15 protein-coding genes are annotated in these 18,640 nt (G+C 73.8%); 9 read left to right on the forward strand and 6 right to left on the reverse strand.

Annotated elements, in window-relative coordinates; genetic code table 11:
- Window positions 1-89 precede the first annotated feature (89 nt).
- Window positions 90-1,172, reverse strand: a complete 1,083-nt coding sequence (locus IE252_RS29085) for a mechanosensitive ion channel family protein (protein WP_373298635.1) — start codon at window positions 1,170-1,172, stop codon at window positions 90-92.
- Between the two features lie 254 nt (window positions 1,173-1,426).
- Here IE252_RS29085 and IE252_RS29090 point away from each other — a divergent pair, with 254 nt between their 5' ends.
- A complete protein-coding gene (locus IE252_RS29090) occupies window positions 1,427-1,963 on the forward strand; it encodes an HNH endonuclease (protein ID WP_101388345.1) in 537 nt (178 codons plus the stop codon).
- Window positions 1,964-2,023: 60 nt separating this feature from the next.
- Here the strand turns inward: IE252_RS29090 and IE252_RS29095 are convergent, their stop codons facing one another.
- On the reverse strand, window positions 2,024-5,083 hold the full coding sequence (locus IE252_RS29095) for a beta-N-acetylglucosaminidase domain-containing protein (RefSeq protein WP_190092411.1): 3,060 nt from the start codon (window positions 5,081-5,083) through the stop codon (window positions 2,024-2,026).
- A 201-nt stretch (window positions 5,084-5,284) separates the two neighbouring features.
- On the opposite strand from IE252_RS29095, the gene IE252_RS29100 reads away from it, so the two are divergent.
- From IE252_RS29100 to IE252_RS29110, 3 genes are read left to right on the forward strand one after another with little or no spacing between them, the layout of a single operon-like run.
- On the forward strand, window positions 5,285-5,467 hold the full coding sequence (locus IE252_RS29100) for a hypothetical protein (protein ID WP_373298638.1): 183 nt from the start codon (window positions 5,285-5,287) through the stop codon (window positions 5,465-5,467).
- 4 nt (window positions 5,468-5,471) lie between these two features.
- Window positions 5,472-7,658, forward strand: coding sequence for a 4-alpha-glucanotransferase (gene malQ, locus IE252_RS29105; RefSeq protein ID WP_190092412.1), 2,187 nt, complete (start codon window positions 5,472-5,474; stop codon window positions 7,656-7,658).
- A 20-nt stretch (window positions 7,659-7,678) separates the two neighbouring features.
- Window positions 7,679-7,906, forward strand: coding sequence for a hypothetical protein (locus tag IE252_RS29110; RefSeq protein ID WP_190092413.1), 228 nt, complete (start codon window positions 7,679-7,681; stop codon window positions 7,904-7,906).
- Between the two features lie 89 nt (window positions 7,907-7,995).
- On the opposite strand, the gene IE252_RS29115 is transcribed toward IE252_RS29110, so the two are convergent.
- Entirely contained in the window at window positions 7,996-8,493 is a 498-nt protein-coding gene (locus IE252_RS29115) for a MarR family winged helix-turn-helix transcriptional regulator (protein ID WP_190092414.1), read from the reverse strand.
- An 80-nt stretch (window positions 8,494-8,573) separates the two neighbouring features.
- On the opposite strand from IE252_RS29115, the gene IE252_RS29120 reads away from it, so the two are divergent.
- The 3 genes from IE252_RS29120 (at window position 8,574) to IE252_RS29130 (ending at window position 11,491) form a co-directional block, all read left to right on the forward strand.
- Window positions 8,574-9,557: an EamA family transporter gene (locus IE252_RS29120; RefSeq protein ID WP_190092415.1), complete on the forward strand. Its 984-nt coding sequence runs from the start codon at window positions 8,574-8,576 to the stop codon at window positions 9,555-9,557.
- Window positions 9,558-9,628: 71 nt separating this feature from the next.
- The gene (locus IE252_RS29125) at window positions 9,629-10,534 is read left to right on the forward strand and encodes a DMT family transporter (protein ID WP_229848860.1); all 906 of its coding nucleotides are present in this window, start codon (window positions 9,629-9,631) and stop codon (window positions 10,532-10,534) included.
- 9 nt (window positions 10,535-10,543) lie between these two features.
- Window positions 10,544-11,491: a LysR family transcriptional regulator gene (locus tag IE252_RS29130; RefSeq protein WP_190092417.1), complete on the forward strand. Its 948-nt coding sequence runs from the start codon at window positions 10,544-10,546 to the stop codon at window positions 11,489-11,491.
- A 203-nt stretch (window positions 11,492-11,694) separates the two neighbouring features.
- Here the strand turns inward: IE252_RS29130 and pepN are convergent, their stop codons facing one another.
- Window positions 11,695-14,265 (reverse strand): aminopeptidase N, encoded by a 2,571-nt coding sequence (gene pepN / locus IE252_RS29135; RefSeq protein ID WP_190092418.1) that lies wholly within the window; start codon window positions 14,263-14,265, stop codon window positions 11,695-11,697.
- 161 nt (window positions 14,266-14,426) lie between these two features.
- Here pepN and IE252_RS29140 point away from each other — a divergent pair, with 161 nt between their 5' ends.
- Window positions 14,427-14,933, forward strand: a complete 507-nt coding sequence (locus IE252_RS29140) for a DUF1203 domain-containing protein (protein ID WP_190092419.1) — start codon at window positions 14,427-14,429, stop codon at window positions 14,931-14,933.
- Here IE252_RS29140 and IE252_RS29145 read toward each other — a convergent pair.
- Window positions 14,884-15,801 carry a LysR family transcriptional regulator gene (locus tag IE252_RS29145; protein ID WP_190092420.1) on the reverse strand — a complete coding sequence of 306 codons (918 nt, stop codon included), beginning with the start codon at window positions 15,799-15,801 and terminating at the stop codon, window positions 14,884-14,886. The genes IE252_RS29140 and IE252_RS29145 overlap by 50 nt on opposite strands.
- A gap of 95 nt (window positions 15,802-15,896) precedes the next feature.
- Here IE252_RS29145 and IE252_RS29150 point away from each other — a divergent pair, with 95 nt between their 5' ends.
- On the forward strand, window positions 15,897-17,072 hold the full coding sequence (locus IE252_RS29150; RefSeq protein WP_190092421.1) for an MFS transporter: 1,176 nt from the start codon (window positions 15,897-15,899) through the stop codon (window positions 17,070-17,072).
- A gap of 285 nt (window positions 17,073-17,357) precedes the next feature.
- Here IE252_RS29150 and IE252_RS29155 read toward each other — a convergent pair whose 3' ends face one another.
- Entirely contained in the window at window positions 17,358-18,386 is a 1,029-nt protein-coding gene (locus IE252_RS29155) for an aspartate-semialdehyde dehydrogenase (RefSeq protein WP_190092422.1), read from the reverse strand.
- Window positions 18,387-18,640: the final 254 nt, after the last annotated feature.

Genomic DNA, 18,640 nt, shown 5'->3' on the forward strand with positions numbered 1-18,640 from the left:
TTACCTCGCGGGGCGGGGATCCGGCGTACGACGAAGGGCGCCCCCGCCGACCATCCGGCGGGGGCGCCCCTCTTGTGCGTACGCGGGTACTACTTCGCCAAGCCCGGCCCCTGCGGTATCGGCGCCGTCGCCAGCGACTGCGGGGACGTCGGGTTGTTCAGGGCCGAAGGGGCGGCCACCGCGGCCGACGGGTCCGGGGTCGGGTCCTCGGGCGGGAGCGGGGCGCCGCCCACTATGCGGATGCCCGCCGCGTCCAGGGCGCGCTTGATGCGCCAGCGCAGCTCCCGCTCCACGCCCAGCGCCTTGCCCGGCATCGTCTTCGCCGAGACGCGGATCACCATCGAGTCGAGCAGCACCTCGTTGAGGCCGAGGACCTCGACCGGGCCCCACAGGCGCTCGTTCCACGGCTCGTCCTTGGCCATGGACTCCGCGGCCTCCGTGATGGCCGCGCGGACGCGGTCCAGGTCCTCCGTCGGGCGGACCTGGACGTCGACGGCCGCCGTGGCCCAGCCCTGGCTGAGGTTGCCGATGCGCTTGATCTCGCCGTTGCGGACGTACCAGATCTCGCCGTTGTCGCCGCGCAGCTTCGTCACGCGCAGCCCGACCTCGACCACCTCGCCGGAGGCCACGCCCGCGTCGATCGAGTCGCCGACCCCGTACTGGTCCTCCAGAATCATGAAGACACCGGAGAGGAAGTCCGTGACGAGGTTGCGCGCGCCGAAGCCGATCGCGACACCCGCGACACCCGCCGAGGCGAGCAGCGGCGCCAGGTCGATGTTGAGGACGCCCAGGACCATCAGGGCCGCGGTCCCCATGATCAGGAAGGACGCCACCGAGCGCAGCACCGAGCCGATGGCCTCCGAGCGCTGGCGGCGGCGCTCCGCGTTGACCAGCAGGCCGCCGAGCGCGGTGCCCTCCACCGCCTGGGCGCTGCGGTTCATGCGGTCTATGAGCTTGGTCAGCGCCCGGCGCACCAGCACCCGCAGCACCGAGGCGATGATCACGATCAGGAGGATGCGCAGGCCGATGGCGAGCCACGTCGACCAGTTCTCCTCGACCCAGCCCGCGGCCTCCGTGGCCGACTTCTGGGCGTCGTCGAGGGTGACCGGGGTGGTCGGCGGAGCGGTGGGATCGGACGGGGATCCGGCGGCCAGTACGGCGGGCCAGTGCACGGCGGGAACCTCCAGGCATTGCGCTGCCGACAGTGCGACGGCAGGCCAACCACACTAACGGGGCAACGTGTGTGCTTCGTTGCCGTGTTCGGGGGAGAGGGGGCCCCGAGCTGGGGATGTAGTGGGGTGTGGTCGAAAACACTTCAAGGCCGTTACCCGGACGTGGTGGCGCTTCGACCAGCCATGAGGAGAGACTGAAGGCAGATCGTCCCGGCGCGAGCCACGCGCCGCCGGCGTACAAGGAGGCATCCACCGTGCCGCACGTCCTGGTCCTCAACGCGTCGTACGAGCCGCTCGGCGTCGTACCGCTCCGCCGCGCGCTCGTCCTCGTGCTCGAAAACAAGGCAGTCTGCCTAGAGGAATCCGGCGCCTTCATGCATAGCGCGACCCGGGTCGTGGCCGCCCCCAGCGTGGTCCGGCTCAAAAGATTCGTACGGGTCCCCTACCGGGGGCCCGTTCCGCTGACCCGCCGTGCGCTCTTCGCGCGCGACGGCGGGCGCTGTATGTACTGCGGTGGCGTCGCAACCAGCGTCGACCACGTGATTCCGCGCAGCCGCGGCGGTCAGCACGTCTGGGACAACGTGGTGGCGGCCTGCCGCCGCTGCAACCACGTCAAGGCCGACCGGCACCTGCTGGAGCTCGGCTGGCGCCTGCGCCACCAGCCCGCTCCGCCCAGCGGTCTGGCCTGGCGCATCATCGGCACGGGGCACCGGGACCCACGCTGGCTCCCGTACCTCCAACCGTTCGGCGCAGACGACGCCCTGGCCCGGATCGACGGCATTTCCGCCTGAGACCGGGCCTTCGTCGTCCCTGGGGACCGGTTCGCCGGTCCCCAGCTCGTGCGTGCCCGGTTACGGCGCCACGCCGTACGCCTCCACCGACCACAGCGAGTACCCGTACGGCGTCGCCCGCGTCCCACCCTGCACCCGGAGGAAGCGGGTGTCGCGCGCGTCCATGCGGACCGCCTCCCGGCCGCCCCTGCCGTCGCGCACGGTCGCCGCCGTGCGCCAGGTACGGCCGTCCGCCGAGACCTGCACGGTGTAGGCGCTGGCGTACGCGTCCTGCCAGGTCAGCACCACCAGGCCGACCCGGCTGGGGGCGGGCAGCTCGGCCTGCCACCAGGCGTTGTCCTGCGCCGGGGAGGACCAGCGGGTCGACGGGTCGCCGTCGGAGGCCGCGCGCGCCGGGAACGCGGGGGTCTCGTCGCCCGAGGAGGAGGCCGCCGCCCCCGCGATCAGATCGGGACCGGCCGTGCGCGGATACGCCCGTACGGTCAGGACGCGCTCCTGCCCGTTGAAGGCGACCGGCACCCGGTACTCGCCCGCCGGGGTGCCCGCCGCCACCGACACCTCCACCGGGACGCTCGCCGCCGCGCCGCGCGGGACCGTGAGCGCGCCGGGCACCTTGACGGTGAGGCCCCGGGGCGCCTTCGCGCTGAGCGTGCCCTTCACGTCGGCGGGCCGCGTCGACGTCAGCACGGCCGCCACCCGCTGCGGCTTCCCGCCGATCTCCGCGTCCGTCTCGTCCCGGGCCAGCTCCAGCCGGGCGCGCGGCTCGTCCGCGAACCACGGGACCAGATGCCGTACGGACCGTACGGAGGCGGTCGGGCCGGTCACGCGGATGGCATCGGCGTGCACACCACGGGCCGAGCTCTGGGTCCAGCCGCTGGGCGAGAGAGGCCCGAGGCTGCGCCAGCCCACGCCGGGCAGATGCACCTGCACAAGGGCCCCGCCCTCGGCCCAGGCGACCCGCCCCGGGCCGGGCCCCGGCCCCCACGCGGCGTCCTCGACGGGCGGCGCGCCCGCCGTGGCCCAGGCCGGGGGACCCGAGCCCGGGCCGACGGAGGGGCTCGGCCCGGCGCCGGAGTCGTCCATGACCGTGACCGCCTCCACCGGGCGGGCCCGGCCCAGGCGCACGGTGTACGCGTCCGGCGAGACGCCGACGTCGCCGGGCGGCCGGTCCGCGCCCGTCCAGGTGGCCGAGGCCGCGGCCGCGCGGGTCAGGAACGCGTCCAGGACGCCCTTGCCGACGGTGACCGAGCCGGTCGCGGCGGCCCGGCGCAGCGGCTCCAGGGCGAGCGTGGCCCGCCAGGCGGCCGCGCCGTCGCCGTGCGCCTGCGCCTGGAGCATGTCGACGGCGCTCTCCCCGGCCCGGCCGTACCGGGCGAGCCGGTCGGCCCAGGGGCGCACCTCGTCGGCGAGCTCGCCGCTGTCCGCGAGCCGCGCGGGCGTCTGCCGCATGACCGTGAAGGCCGCGCGCAGCCGCGCCGCGGCCCCGTCCCGTACGGCCGCGTCCCCGGAGCCGCGCGAGTTCCAGAACGCGTCGAGCAGCGGGCGCAGATAGGCCGACTCGGCGCTGCTGAGGACCGACGAGGAGTCGTTGCCCGCCAGCGCCGTGAGCGCCTCGCCCAGCGGCGCGTCGCCGCCCGCGAGGTCGGCGATCGCCGCCCGCCAGGAGGCCTCCGGCTCGTAACCCTGCGGGTTCCAGGCGTAGTCGGCCGCCGTGAACAGCGGGATGCGGGAGGCGGAGGCCTGCGCCATGGCGTTGGTGAGCAGGGCGGCCGAGCCGGTGGCGACGGCGGGCTCGCGGCCGGTGTAGGGGCCGAGGAAGATCCGGCCCGGCGCCCAGTCGTTCACCGGGTAGTTGTCCATCGTCACCAGCTGGTGCCCGAACGCGGCCCGTGCGCCCGCCAGTTCGCGCCCGGTGATGGTGCGCGGCACCACCCCGACGCCCGTCCAGGCGACCTGCACGCGCGCGTCGAGCCCGTCCGCGAGCGCGGAGCGGTAGGCGGTGGCGCCCTCCTGGTAGTACTCGGTCGGCATCAGCGACAGCGGCTGCGCGCCCGGGTAGCGCTCGGCCAGGTGCGCGGCGACGGCGTTGGCCACGCGCGCGTGGGCGCGGGCCGCGGCGGCGGGGCCGCGCCCGAAGGTGTCCGCGTCCCGCCCGCAGTGCCACTCGCTGTAGCTGACGTCCTGGAACTGGAGCTGGAAGGCGCGCACGCCCAGCGCCCACATCGAGTCGAGCTTGCGGAGCAGCGCCTTGAGGTCCTTGTCGGAGGACAGGCACATCTCCTGGCCGGGGGCCACCGCCCAGGCGAGCGTGACGTGGTTGGCGGCGGCGCGGGCCGCGACCGCCCGGAAGTCGGCGCGCTGGTCGGCCGGGTAGGGGTCGCGCCAGCGGGCCTGGCGGTACGGGTCGTCGCCCGGCGCGTAGAGGTAGCGGTTCTGCTTGGTGCGGCCCATGAAGTCGAGCTGGGCCAGACGCTGTTCGCGCGTCCAGGGCTGCCCGTAGAAACCTTCCGTCGTGCCGCGCACGGCCGTGGCGGGCCAGTCCCGCACCCGCACCCCGGGCAGCGTGGCGTCGCCCCGCCGGTCCTGCCCCAGGAGCTGACGCAGGGTCTGCACGGCGTGGAAGAGCCCGTCCTCGCCGACCCCGTCGAGCGCGACCGTGTCCCGCCCGCCGACCCGGCCGACGCCGAGCCGGTACCCGCCGGACGGCAGGTCCCCGCGCTCGGCGACCCGCAGGGCCCGCAGCGCGTCCTGCGCGCCGCCCCCGCCGACGCGGAACACCGGCCCGGCGCCCCGGAGTCCGTAGTGCAGGGTGGTGACACCCGCCTTGTCCAGGACGTCCGCGAGCGAGGCCACCGCGTACGGATCGGCGCCCGGGTCGGCGAGCAGCACGGCCTCGGAGCCGAGGCGCAGCCCCGGTCCCGCGTGCTTGACGGACTGCGGCCGGGGCCAGACCCCGGGGCTCTCGTCCCGTACCGCATCTTTCGACAGGCCCGTGCCGGAGGGCTGTTCGGGGGCCGGGGGGTCCGCGGGTGCCGCTAGGGCGCCGGGCGCCGCGCCGAGCAGCCCGCCGATGACGGCGACCGCGACGGCCGTCGCTCGCTTCCCGCGCCCGAACTGCACGGCATCTCCTAGCCTAGGCACCGCTTTTGCGACCCCCGCCGCCGCAACCGGCCCTGAGCCCACCACCCTCGCGGCAAGGGTGTCAACGTGCGTGACTGTTGTGCCGGAATTGCCCGTTCCGGTGACCTGGGTCACAGGGAGGCGGTGACGGTCGTGACACCCCCCACGTTGTACGTCTGGGAGTCCGCCCACGGGGTAGGGCTGCTATGTCCCCCGTTGCCGACCCTCGTGGAGCCCTCCGTGGCCGTCTCCGCCCTTGAACAGCCCCTGACCAGCGAACCTCCGCTGGCCGACGCCGAACCGCTGACCAGTGAGCCCCCGCTGACCGAGGCGGCGCCCCTGACCAGCGAACCGACTCCGGTGGCCGCGCCAGCCGGAGCCTGACGCCATGACCCTCGCCCGGCTCGCCGCGCTGCACGGCGTCGCCACGTCCTACGCCCCGTCGGCCGACCGCACGGTCCCGGTCCCGGACGCCACGGTCGTCGCCGTCCTCGCGGCGCTGGGCGTCGACGCGGCCACCCCGGAGGCGGTGAGCGCGTCCCTCGACGCCGCCGAACTGGCGGTGGCCGCCCGGCTGTTGCCCCCGACCGTGGTCCACTGGCACGTCCCGGACCCGCCGTCCGCGCCCCCGCTCCCGCCCCCGTCGCTCGCCGCGCTGCCGCCCGGCACCCGCGTCCGGGTCGAGACGGAGGGCGGCGGCGCGGCCGTCTGGACGGCACCGGGCGGCAAAGCCGAAGAGGTCGAAGAGGCCGGAGAGACCGGAGAGGCCGAGGAAGCCGTCCCCTGGCCCGATCTGCCCCTCGGTGTCCACCAGGCCACCGCCCGCACCCCCGACGGCCGCACCGCCCGCACCACCCTCGTCGTCGCCCCCGACCGCACCCCCCAACCCCCCGCCCGCACCCACGGGTTCCTCGTGCAGCTCTACTCGCTGCTCTCCGCCCGCTCCTGGGGCATGGGCGACCTCGGCGACCTCGCCGAGGTCGCCGCCTGGGCCGGGCGGTCCGTGGGCGCGGGCTTCCTCCAGGTCAACCCGCTGCACGCGGCCGTCCCCGGCACCCCCACCGACCCGTCCCCGTACCGCCCCTCGTCCCGCCGCTTCCCCGACCCCGTACATCTGCGGATCGAGGACATCCCCGAATACGCCTACGTACGCGAGCGCAAGCGGCTCGACGAGCTACTGAAGGCGGCGGACGCGCTGCGCCGGTCGGTGCTCGACGACGGCGAGCTGATCGACCGGGACGCCGTGTGGGCGCTGAAGCGCGAGGCCCTGGAGGCCGTCCACGCGGTGCCGCTGGGCCCCGGGCGGCGGGCCGCGTACTGCGACTACCTGGCGCACCGGGGCCAGGCCCTGGAGGACCACGCCACCTGGTGCGCGCTCGCCGAGCGGTACGGACCGGACTGGACCCGCTGGCCGGGCGCCCTGCGCGACCCCCGCTCGCCCGCCACCGCCCGCGCCCGCCGCGAGCTCATCGACCGCGTCGACTTCCACACCCGGCTCGCCTGGCTCACCGACACCCAGCTCGCCGCCGCCCAGCGGGCCGCCCGCGACGCCGGGATGGCGGTCGGCCTCGTCCACGACCTCGCCGTCGGGGTGCACCCGCAGGGCGCCGACGCCTGGGCGCAGCAGCGCACCTTCGCCCGGGGCATGTCGGTGGGCGCGCCGCCCGACGCCTTCAACGCGCGCGGCCAGGACTGGGGGCTGCCGCCCTGGCGCCCCGACGTCCTCGCCGCGTCCGGCTACGCCCCGTACCGCGGCCTCCTGCGCGATCTGCTGCGGCACGCCGGAGCCCTGCGCATCGACCACGTGATGGGTCTGTTCCGGCTGTGGTGGGTGCCGCGGGGGGAGGAGCCGACGGCGGGCACCTATGTGCGCTACGACGCCGAGGCGATGCTCGCCGTGCTCGTCCTGGAGGCCCACCGGGCGGGCGCCGTGGTCATAGGGGAGGACCTGGGCACGGTCGAGCCCGGTGTACGGGAGGCGCTGAGCCGGCGCGGGGTGCTCGGCACCTCGGTGCTCTGGTTCGAGCGCGACTGGGAGGGCACCGGCCGCCCGCTGCCCCCGGCCGCCTGGCGCGAGGCGTGCGTGGCCACCGCCACCACCCACGACCTGCCGTCCACCGCCGCCCGGCTCACCGGCGAGCACGTCGGCCTGCGCCACCGCCTCGGGCTGCTTTCCCGCCCGCTCGCCGAGGAGCAGGCCGAGGACGCGGCAGAGGTGGGGGAGTGGCTGGCCTATCTCGCCCGGCTCGGGCTGCTGCCCGAGGGCGCCCGGGGCGAGGAGGGCGCGGTGCGGGCGGTCTACCGCTTCCTGCTGCGCACCCCGGCCCGGATGGTCGGCGTGTGGCTGCCGGACGCGGTGGGCGACCGCCGTCCGCAGAACCTGCCGGGCACCTGGGACCAGTACCCCAACTGGCGTCTGCCGGTGGCGGGTCCCGACGGCCGTCCGCTGGCCCTGGAGGACGTGGTCTCCTCGCCCCGGCTGCACGGTCTGATGCGGGTGTTCGAGCCCGGGGCGGGCACCCCAGCGGCGGGCGTGCGGACTCGTACGGCACCCCCGGGCGCGCGCCCCACTTAGGCGTTCGCTACGTTTGCACCGTGGACAAGAAGAACACCCTGCGCGCCGGCGCCGTGGCAGCCGGTACGACGCTGATGATGCTGCTCATGTCGGCCCCCGCCCTCGCGGTCACCCGCGACGACGGCGACGACCCGGGCTCCGGCCTGAGCGTGTTCGACACGATCGGCCTGTACGTGATCGCGCCCATCGCGCTGTTCGCGATCATCGCCGGTCTGGTCATGGTCCTCGACAAGTCGAAGAAGGCCTGACCGACCACGTTTCACGCGCTGTGAGGCGCTTCGCGGTACGAGTGGCACTCGTACCGCGAAGCGCCTTTTCTTCATTCCCTCGCGGCGGCTCAGTGCGCCGAGAGCAGCTTGCGCAGCAGGCCGTTCAGCTGCTCCGCCTCCGCCGCGTCCAGCACCCCGTCCAGCACCTCGTGCTGCATCTCCAGGCCCGCCGTCACCGACTCGTCGACGATCTCGCGGCCCTTCTCGGAGAGGGTGACGCGCAGCCCGCGCCGGTCGTTCGGGTCCGGGCTGCGGCTGAGCAGCCCGGCCTTCTCCAGCTTGTCGAGGCGCCCGGTCATCCCGCCGGTGGTGAGCATCGTGGTCGCCGAGAGCTGGCGCGGCGAGAGCGTGTACGGCTCGCCGGAGCGCCGTAGCGTCGCCAGGACGTCGAACTCGCCGCGCGAGATCCCGAACCGCTTGTACTCCTTCTCGATCCGGTCGCCCATGGCCCGGGAGATGCGGTAGATCCGCCCGTAGACGGTCATCGGAACGGTGTCGAGGTCGGGCCGCACCGCCGCCCACTGTGCGGCGATGGCGTCGACGGGATCACGGGGGGTCGCAGTCATGGGAACCAGTATCCGAGTCGTTTTGATCGGGCGCAAGAAAGTTGCTTGACGAAAAGTAGCTTAGGAGTAAGCTACTTCTCATGAAGCGAACCCAGAGCCGCATAGCCACCGTCGCCCTCACCGCCCTCGCCCCGATCTCCTGGGGCTCCACGTACGCCGTGACGACCGAGTTCCTCCCCGCCGACCGGCCGTTGTTCACGGGCATGATGCGGGCGCTGCCCGCCGGGCTCGCGCTCCTCCTGGTCACCCGGCGATTGCCGCGCGGCGAGTGGTGGTGGAAGGCGCTGGTCCTGGGGGCGCTCAACATCGGGGCCTTCTTCCCGCTCCTCTTCCTCGCGGCCTACCGGCTGCCCGGCGGCATGGCCGCCGTGATCGGCTCCCTCGGGCCGCTGTGGGTGGCCGGGCTCGCCGCGCTCTTCCTGGGCGAGCGCCCGTCCCTGCGGACCCTGCTCACCGGCATCGCGGCGGCCCTCGGGGTGAGCCTGGTGGTCCTGAAGGCGACGGGGGCGCTGGACGCCGTAGGGGTCGCGGCCGGGGTCGCCTCGTCCGTGGCGATGGCCGCCGGGACCGTGTTCACCAAGCGGTGGGGGCGGCCCGAAGGGGTCGGGCCGCTGGTGCTCACCGGCTGGCAGCTGACCGCGGGCGGCCTGCTCATCGCACCGGTCGCCTTCCTGATCGAGGGCGCGCCGCCCGCGCTGGACGGCCGCAACCTTGCGGGCTACCTGTACCTCGCCCTGGTCAACACCGCCGTCGCGTACTGGCTCTGGTTCCGCGGCATCGGCCGCCTCACCGCCACCTCGGTCACCTTCCTCGGCCCGCTGTCGCCGCTCACCGCCGCCGTCCTCGGCTGGGCCGCGCTCGGCCAGACGCTCACCCCGCTCCAGCTCACGGGCATGGCGATCGCGTTCGGGGCGACGCTGGCGGGGCAGTACGCGCCGAGGGGTACGAAGGTCGCGAAGCCCGCAGAGCCCGCGAAGGTCACGACGCCCGAACCGTTCACTTCTCCTACAAAGACCAGTCGAAAAGATTCGATGGACGTGATGGTTTCGTCGGTGCGACGGTAGTCCGGCACCCAGCGAGAACCGCTGGGAAGCCCGACGAAACCAACGAAGGAGCACCGTCCACCGTGGCAGTCCTGGAGCGCGTCAGCACCACACCGACCATCGCGAGGGCGAGCCGGGCCGCAGGCCCCGGGCTCGCCCTCGCGGGCGTCGCGACCGTCGTCTGGTCCGGCAGCTTCGTCGCCTCCCGGGCCCTGCACGACTCGGTGCCCCCGGTCCAGGCCGCGTTCTGGCGCTGGGTCATCGCGCTGGTGGCGGCGGCCCCGTTCGCGGCCCGCGAGACCTGGCGCGGGCGAGCCCTGATCCGCCGCCACTTCCGCTTCCTCCTGCTGGCCGCCCTGCTCGGCGTCACGGTCTACAACACCCTCGTCAACCAGGCCGGACTCTCCACCTCGGCGGGCAACATGGGCATGATCATGGCTGCTTCGCCGGTCCTGATGGCGCTGTACGAGCGGCTCGGCGGGCAGCGGCTCGGGGCGCGGCGGACGACCGGGATGCTCGTCGCCTGCGCCGGGGTGCTGCTGCTCGTGAGCAAGGGTTCGCTCGCGCCGCGCTTCGCGGCCGGGGACCTGTGGATGGTCGCCGCCGCCGTCTCCTTCGCCTCGTACAGCGCCCTGCTGCGCCGCCGCCCCGCCGAACTCGGCGGCCTCGCCTTCCTGTTCACCACGTTCGCGCTGGGCGCGCTGATGCTGGCGCCGGTGTACGGGGTGAGCCTCGCGGTGCAGGGTGGCTTCGCGGCGACGCCGGGGACGGTCGGGCCGCTGGTGTACGTGGGCGTCCTCTCCTCCGCCGTCGCCTTCTTCGCCTGGAACAAGGCGATCGCGCTGATCGGCGCGGCCCGGGCGGGCGTCGTCTACTACCTCCAGCCGGTCTGCGTGGCCCTGCTCTCCTTCGCCCTGCTCGGCGAGGCGACCGGCCCCGGGCAGCTGCTGTGCATGGCGCTGATCCTGGGCGGGGTGGTGCTGGGTTCGCGCCGATAGGTTGCGGGTATGCACGCGAACCACGGCGGGGAGCCCTTCGGCAAACGTCACGACTGGGACATCAAGAAGCTCCACATCCTGCGGACCCTGCGCGACCGGGGGACCGTGACCGCGACCGCCGAGGCGCTGCTGATGACGCCCTCGGCGGTCTCGCAGCAGCTGACCAACCTGGCGAAGCAGCTCGGCGTCCCGCTCCTGGAGGCGGACGGCCGCCGGGTCCGCCTCACCGACGCCGCCCATCTCGTACTGCGCCACGCCGAGGCCGTCTTCGCCCAACTGGAGCGGGCGGACGCGGAGTTGGCGGGCTATCTGCGGGGCGAGGCGGGGCAGGTGCGGGTGGGGGCCTTCTCCACGGCGGTGCCCGCGCTGGTCGTCCCGGCGGTGCTGCGGCTGCGGCGCAGCCATCCCGCCCTTGAGGTACGGGTACGGGAGGCGGAGGCGGCCGAGGCGTACGAGCTGCTGTCGGCCGGGGCCGTCGACCTCGCCCTGTCGCTGGCCGCGCACGCCCCGAGCGCCCGGGACCCCCGGTTCACGGTGGTCCCGCTGCTCGCCGACCCGCTGGACGTGGCGCTCCCCGCCGACCATCCGCTCGCCTCCTCGCCCGGCCTGCGCCTGGCCGACCTGGCGGGCGAGCCGTGGATCTTCGGCGGGAGCGGGCCGTGGTCCCAGATCACGACGGCGGCGTGCGAGGCGGCGGGGTTCGTGCCGGAGCAGGCGCACAGTGCGGCGGGGTGGACGGCGATTCTGTCGATGGTGGCTGGGGGGATGGGGGTGGCGTTGGTGCCGCGCCTTGCTGGGGCGCGTGGGGAGGGCGTGGTGATGCGGGAACTGGCCGCGGACCGCCGTCCGTACCGGCATGTGGTGGCTGCGGTGCGGAGGGGGGCGGAGGGTGGGGCGGGGGTGGGGCGCGTACTGTCCGCCCTGCGGGAGGTTTCCCCCACCCCGCCCCTTCCCTAAATCCCTGGCCGGGCGGCTGTCGTTCGTCTGCGGACCGTCCCCAACTGGTCGCGCAGTTCCCCGCGCCCCTAGGAGCGCCCCGAAGGGGCGCATTTAAGGGGCGCGGGGAACTGCGCGACCAGCCCCCACCCACCCGCAGTCGAAGTGCCCGGCCGCCCGCCAGAGGGCTTTCGGGAAGGGGCGGGGTGGGGCTCAAACTTCCGTTACGACGTTGCCGCGTCCGCCTCCTGCGCCCGGAGCGCCCGCTCCACACCCGCCCGGGACTCCGAGATCAGGCGGCGCAGGGCCGCGTTCGGGGACGCCGAGGACAGCCACGCGTCCGTCGTGTCCAGGGTCGCCTGGGACACCTGGAGCGACGGGTAGAGACCCGTGGCGATCTGCTGCGCGATCTCGTGCGAGCGCGACTCCCACACACCCTTCACCGAGGCGAAGAACTTCTCGGTGTAGGGGGCCAGGAGCTCACGCTGGTCGAACTGCACGAAGCCCCCGATCACCGCCTCCTGCACGGCGTTCGGAAGGGTGTCGCCCTCGACCACGGAGGCCCAGGCCTCGGCCTTGGCCTCAGCAGTAGGCCGGGCGGCCCGTGCCGTCGCCGCGTGCCGCTCACCCGCCGCCGTACGGTCCCGCTCCAGCTCCGCCGCGATCGCCTTCTCGTCCAGGCGGCCCGTCGCCGCGAGGCGCTCCACGAACGCCCAGCGCAGCTCGGTGTCGACGGCCAGGCCGTCCACCGCCTCGGTGCCGTCGAGCAGCCCCTGCAACAGGTCGAGCTGCGCGTCCGTACGAGCCGTGGCCGCGAACGCCCGCGCCCACGCCAGCTGGTGGTCGCCACCGGGCGCGGCCGCGCGCAGCTGCTCCAGGGCCGCCTCGGTCCAGCGGGCCAGACCCGTCTCGCGCCAGTCGGGCGCCGCGTACAGCTCAAGGGCCAGCTTCACCTGGCGGTGCAGGGACTGCACGACGCCGATGTCGGACTCCTTGGCGATGCCCGAGAGGACCAGCGCCAGGTAGTCGCGGGTCGCCAGCTCGCCGTCGCGGGTCATGTCCCACGCCGAGGCCCAGCACAGCGCGCGCGGCAGCGACTCGGCGAAGTCGCCGAGGTGCGCGGTGACGACCTTCAGGGACTCCTCGTCGAGGCGCACCTTCGCGTACGAGAGGTCGTCGTCGTTGAGGAGGACGACGGCCGGGCGGCGGGTGCCCGCCGGGAGCTCGACGGCGGTACGGGCCCCGTCCACGTCCAGCTCGATGCGGTCGGTGCGCACCAGCTTGCCCGTCTCGTCCAGCTCGTAGAAGCCGATCGCGATCCGGTGCGGGCGCAGGGTCGGCTCGCCCTGGGCGCCGGCGGGCAGCGCCGGGGCCTCCTGGAGGACGGTGAAGGAGGTGATGACACCCTCGCCGTCGACCTCGATCTCGGGGCGCAGGATGTTGATGCCCGCCGTCTCCAGCCACGCCTTCGACCAGGCGGTCAGGTCGCGGCCCGAGGTCCGCTCCAGGGCGCCCAGCAGGTCGGACAGGCGCGTGTTGCCGAACGCGTGCGCCTTGAAGTACGCCTGCACGCCCTGGAAGAACTCGTCCATGCCGACGTAGGCGACGAGCTGCTTGAGGACCGAGGCGCCCTTGGCGTACGTGATGCCGTCGAAGTTGACGAGCACGTCGTCGAGGTCGCGGATGTCCGCCATGATCGGGTGCGTGGACGGCAGCTGGTCCTGCCGGTAGGCCCAGGTCTTCATGGAGTTGGCGAACGTGGTCCAGGCGTGCGGCCACTTGGAGCCCGGCGCGTACGCCTGGCAGGCGATCGAGGTGTAGGTGGCGAACGACTCGTTCAGCCACAGGTCGTTCCACCACTCCATGGTGACGAGGTCGCCGAACCACATGTGGGCGAGCTCGTGCAGGATGGTCTCGGCGCGCACCTCGTACGCGGCGTCGGTCACCTTGGACCGGAACACGTACTGGTCGCGGATGGTCACCGCGCCCGCGTTCTCCATCGCGCCCGCGTTGAACTCCGGCACGAAGAGCTGGTCGTACTTGGCGAACGGGTAGTCGTAGTCGAACTTCTCCTGGAACCAGTCGAAGCCCTGCCGGGTCACGTCGAAGATCTCGTCCGCGTCGAGGAACTCGGCGAGCGAGGGGCGGCAGTAGATGCCCAGCGGCACCGACTGGCCGTCCTTCTCGTACACGCTGTGCACCGAGTGGTACGGGCCGACGATCAGCGCCGTGATGTAGCTGGAGATCCGGGGCGTCGGCTCGAAGACCCACACGTCGTCGGCGGGCTCGGGCGTCGGCGAGTTCGAGATCACGGTCCAGCCCGAGGGGGCCTTCACGGTGAACTGGAAGGTCGCCTTCAGGTCCGGCTGCTCGAAGGAGGCGAAGACGCGGCGCGCGTCCGGCACCTCGAACTGGGTGTACAGGTACGCCTGGTCGTCGACCGGGTCGACGAAGCGGTGCAGACCCTCGCCCGTGTTGGTGTACGCGCAGTCCGCGACCACCTTCAGCTCGTTCGGGCCCGCCTCGAGACCGGTCAGCGCGATCCGCGAGTCCGCGAACACGGCGGCCGCGTCCAGCGCGGTCCCGTTGAGGACGACCTCGTGCACGGCGGGCGCGACGAGGTCGATGAACGTCTGCGCACCGGCCTCGGCGGAGTCGAAGCGCACGGTGGTCACGGACCTGTAGGTCCCGCCCTCCTGCGCGCCGCTCAGATCGAGCTCGATCGCGTACGAGTCGACGCTCAGCAGCTCCGCGCGCCGCTGCGCCTCTTCACGGGTCAGATTCGTGCCAGGCACCCGGCCATCTCCTTCAGAAAAACTCAGCTGGATCCATCAGATCGTGACGGTTCCGGCCATCCTTGCACGAGACGTCCCGGGGGCGTACAGGGCTTTTGCCCGGTGGGCTCCAGGTCCGAATTCCGCCGGTGGGGCGCGGGGCCGGTCGGCACGCTGGAGCCATGAAGACGACGACGACCTACCGCGCCCGCGCCATCGAGCCCGCCGCCCTCGCGGAGCTCCGCGCCACCGACGACGCCGGGCACCCCTGCGCCCCCTTCACCGACGAGGAGGGCGGCGCCCCGCTGCGCTGCTGTCTGCGCCTCAGTGAGCCGGGCGAGCGCATCGCGCTCGTCTCGTACGCGCCGCTGCGCCGCTGGGCGGCCGAGACGTGGGCGAAGCCGGGGGCGTACGACGAGCAGGGCCCGGTGTTCGTCTGCGAGCGCTGCGACGGGCCGGGCGGCGGGGCGCGGGAGTACCCCTTCGCCCGCGCGGGCGCGCTGCGCACGGTCCGCCGCTACGACGCGGAGGGCCGCATCGTGGGCGGCCGCCTCCTGGAGATCCCCGAGGACACCACGGCGGGGTACGAGGCGGCCTTCGCGGAGGCGTTCGCGGACCCGGAGGTGGCGCTGGTCCACGTCAGGGCGGTGGAGTACGGCTGCTTCCACTTCGAGGTGCGCCGCCCCTGACCCGGCGCGCCCCCGCCACCGCGCCCGCGAAGGCCCGTACGGCCGCCGTGTCGCCGCCCGCGCGCCACACCACCCCGAGCGCCGAGTCGGGCAGCCCGTCCACCGGGACGAACGCGATGTCGTCGCGGGCGTGGTAGTCGGCGGTGGGGCGGCACAGCAGCATCGCGCCGATGTCCGCCGCGACCAGCGTGAGCCCCTCCTGGAGCGTGGCCACGGCGGGCCCGCCCGCCGCGCCCGGCGCCTGGGCGGCCCGCCAGTAGGAGGGGGCGGGCGCGGCCGGGGCGATCAGATCCGCGCCGGGCAGCTCGGCGGCGGACAGCCGGTCGCGGGAGGCGTACGGGTGCCGCACCGACACGGCCAGGGTCTGCCGCTGCTCGGAGAAGACGGGCCCCAGCTCCAGATCCGGCTCGGCCACCGGGAGCAGGACGACGGCGGTGTCGACGTCCCCGCGCCGCAGCGCCCCGAAGGGATCGGAGAGGGGGATCTCGACGAGCTGCGGCGCTAGGTCGGGATGTCCGCTTCGGAACGCCTCGATGGCCCGCATCAGATACGAGGTGGCCGTGCCCTGGAAGCCGATGCGGAGGGTGCCGGTGAGCCCCCGGGCGCGTTCCTGCGCGCGGGAGACGACACCGGCCAACGCGTCGTAGGAAGGCCGCAGTTCGGCGAGGAACTCGTCCCCGAACGGCGAGAGCCGTACGCGCCGGCTGGTCCGCTCGACCAGCCGCGCGCCGAGCCGCCGCTCCAGGGCGGCGAGCAGTTGGCTGACGCGGCTCTGTGAGAGGTACAGCCGCTCGCCGGTGCGCCCGAAGTGCAGCTCGTCGGCGAGGACGAGAAAGCATTCCAGCTCACGGACTTCAAGGGCGCGCACAAGACCTTCCTCGGGGTTGATCGATCAATCCGGCTAATCAAAGGATGAGAACTCTGCCGTTGTTCCCGGCGCGCGGGGCGCGAAGGCTGTGGGGCATGGAAACGATCACTGAAAGCCCTGTGGACGGCGGGAGTTGGAGTCCGGCGCGCGGGCGGGCGGCCGTGCTGGCGGTGGCGGCCACCACGTTCAGCGTGGTCACCACCGAGATGCTGCCGGTCGGCCTGCTGAGCCCGCTCGGGGACGCGCTGGGGGTGAGCGAGGGCCGGGCGGGGCTCGCCGTGACCCTGCCCGGCGTGGTGGCGGCCCTGACGGCCCCGCTCCTGCCGACCCTGGCGGGCCGCACCGACCGCCGTACGCTCCTGGTCGCCCTCGTCCTCCTGCTCGCGGCGGCCGACCTGGCCTCGGCGCTGGCCCCCGGCTTCGGGGTGCTGCTGGCGGCGCGGCTGGTGGTGGGGGTGTGCATCGGCGGGGTCTGGGCGGTGGCGGCGGGCCTGGCGCCCCGGCTGGTTCGCGCGGAGGCGGTGGCCCGCTCCACTGCGGTGATCTTCAGCGGGATAGCGGTGGCGTCGGTGGTGGGCGTCCCGGCGGGCGCGCTCGCGGGCGAACTGGCGGGCTGGCGCTGGGGGTTCGGGGCGGTGGGTCTGCTGGCGCTGCTGGTCGCGGGTCTGCTGGCGGCCCTGCTGCCGCCGCTGCCGCCGGATCCGGCGGAGCGCCGGTCCCGGGCGCTGGACCTGCTCCGGGTGCCGGCGGTCCGGACCGGTCTGGTGCTGGTGCTGCTGCTGGTGACGGGTCACTTCGCGGCGTACACGTACGTACGTCCGGTGCTTGAGCGGGTCGACGGGGTCGGGGCGGGGGCGGTGAGCGGGCTGCTGCTGCTCTACGGGGTGGCGGGGGTGGCGGGGAACTTCCTCGCGGGGGCGGTGCGGGGTCCGCGCCGGGCGCTGCTCCTGATAGCGGGCCTGCTGACGCTTTCCCTAGGGGCCCTGGCGGCGTCCTCCCGGAGCGCCTTCGTCTCCGTGGCCCTCCTGGCCCTCTGGGGCCTGGCGTACGGCGGCGTCTCGGTCACCACCCAGACCTGGCTCCTGCGCGCGGCCCCCGCGGCGCCGGAGGCGGCGTCGTCCCTGTTCACGGCGGTGTTCAACGCGGCGATCGCGTTGGGTGCGGCGGTGGGTGGGGGTGTGGTGGACGGTGTGGGGGTGGTGGGGGTGCTGGTTGTGGGGGCGGGGTTGGGGGCGGCGGGGGCGGTTGTGTGCGCGCGCTCCCCGGCCTGAGGTGTGTTGCCCCACCCCGCCCCTTCCCGAAAGCCCTCGGGCGGGCGGCCGGGGGCTGCGCCTCTGGACCCGTGTTCGTCTGCGGACCGTGCTGGGTTGCTCGCGCGGTTCCCCGCGCCCCTAAAAATGCCGCTCCGCGGCAATCCCCTGGGCGCCCCGAAGGGGCGCATCCAGGGGCGCGGGGAACCGCGCGACCAGCCCGCCACCGGCCCGCAGCCGACGAACCCGGCCGCCCGCCCGAGGGCTTTCGGGAAGGGGCGGGGTGGGGGCTAAAAACCCGGTGGGCTAGCCGCGCAGCTCCTCCGCCACCAGCTCCGCGATCTGCACCGCGTTCAGCGCAGCCCCCTTGCGGAGGTTGTCGTTGGAGAGGAACAGCGCGAGACCGTTCTCCACGGTCTCGTCGACCCGGATCCGCCCCACGTACGACGCGTCCTTGCCCGCCGCCTCCAGCGGCGTAGGGATCTCAGAGAGCTCGACACCCGGCGCCGAGCGCAGCAGCTCATACGCCCGCTCCACCCCGATCGCCCGCGAGAACCGCGCGTTCACCTGAAGCGAGTGCCCCGAGAAGACCGGGACGCGGACGCACGTGCCGGACACCTTCAGCTCCGGGATCCCCAGGATCTTGCGGGACTCGTTGCGGAGCTTCTGCTCCTCGTCCGTCTCGAACGACCCGTCGTCCACGATCGACCCGGCCAGCGGCAGCACGTTGAAGGCGATCGGCCGCTTGTAGACGCCCGGCTCGGGGAACGCCACCGCGTCCCCGTCGAACGCGAGCTGGTCCGCCGCCTCGGCCACCGCGCACGCCTGGGTGTGCAGCTCGGCCACGCCCGCGAGGCCGGAGCCCGACACGGCCTGGTAGGTCGTGGCGACCATCGCGGTCAGCCCGGCCTCCTCGTGGAGCGGCCGCAGCACCGGCATCGCGGCCATCGTGGTGCAGTTCGGGTTGGCGATGATCCCCTTGGGGCGGTCCTTGATCGCTTCCGGGTTCACCTCGGAGACGACCAGCGGCACCTCGGGGTCGCCCCGCCACGCCGACGAGTTGTCGATCACGACCGCGCCCTGCCCGGCGACCTTCTCCGCCAGCGCGCGCGACGTCGCGCCGCCCGCCGAGAAGAGCACGATGTCCAGGCCCGTGTAGTCGGCCGTGGACGCGTCCTCGATGGTGATCTCGCGGCCCTCCCACGTGAGGGTGGAGCCCGCGGACCGCGCGGAGGCGAACAGCCGCAGCTCGTCGACCGGGAACTTCCGCTCGGCGAGGATGCTCCGCATGACTCCGCCGACCTGTCCGGTGGCTCCGACGATTCCGACCCTCACGGTGACTCCTTCTGTACGCGTATGTACGGCTCCGGCGCCCCCATCATGCGTCGGAGCCCGGCGGACTTGTCCAATCCATTGTCCGGGGGGTGGGACGACCAGGGGAGCGGCCCGGACGGGAACCTGAAGATCCCTTCCCACTTGTGACGAGTTCATGGCAGCTCTGTTGCATATCCTCCGCAATGCCCCCGGACGGCCCTTTCGCTGGTTACGGTCCTGCGGTCAGCACCGATAAATGATCACCAGTACCCGTA

The sequence above is a fragment of the Streptomyces melanogenes genome (assembly GCF_014649795.1).
Taxonomy (GTDB): domain Bacteria; phylum Actinomycetota; class Actinomycetes; order Streptomycetales; family Streptomycetaceae; genus Streptomyces; species Streptomyces noboritoensis.

Bases quoted from the DNA above. Each gene is read 5' to 3' on its own strand.
- IE252_RS29140 (WP_190092419.1), top strand. From the start codon at position 14,427: ATGAAGACGACGACGACCTACCGCGCCCGCGCCATCGAGCCCGCCGCC.
- IE252_RS29150 (WP_190092421.1), top strand. From the start codon at position 15,897: ATGGAAACGATCACTGAAAGCCCTGTGGACGGCGGGAGTTGGAGTCCG.
- malQ (WP_190092412.1), top strand. From the start codon at position 5,472: ATGACCCTCGCCCGGCTCGCCGCGCTGCACGGCGTCGCCACGTCCTAC.
- IE252_RS29115 (WP_190092414.1), bottom strand. From the start codon at position 8,493: ATGACTGCGACCCCCCGTGATCCCGTCGACGCCATCGCCGCACAGTGG.
- IE252_RS29120 (WP_190092415.1), top strand. From the start codon at position 8,574: ATGAAGCGAACCCAGAGCCGCATAGCCACCGTCGCCCTCACCGCCCTC.
- IE252_RS29130 (WP_190092417.1), top strand. From the start codon at position 10,544: ATGCACGCGAACCACGGCGGGGAGCCCTTCGGCAAACGTCACGACTGG.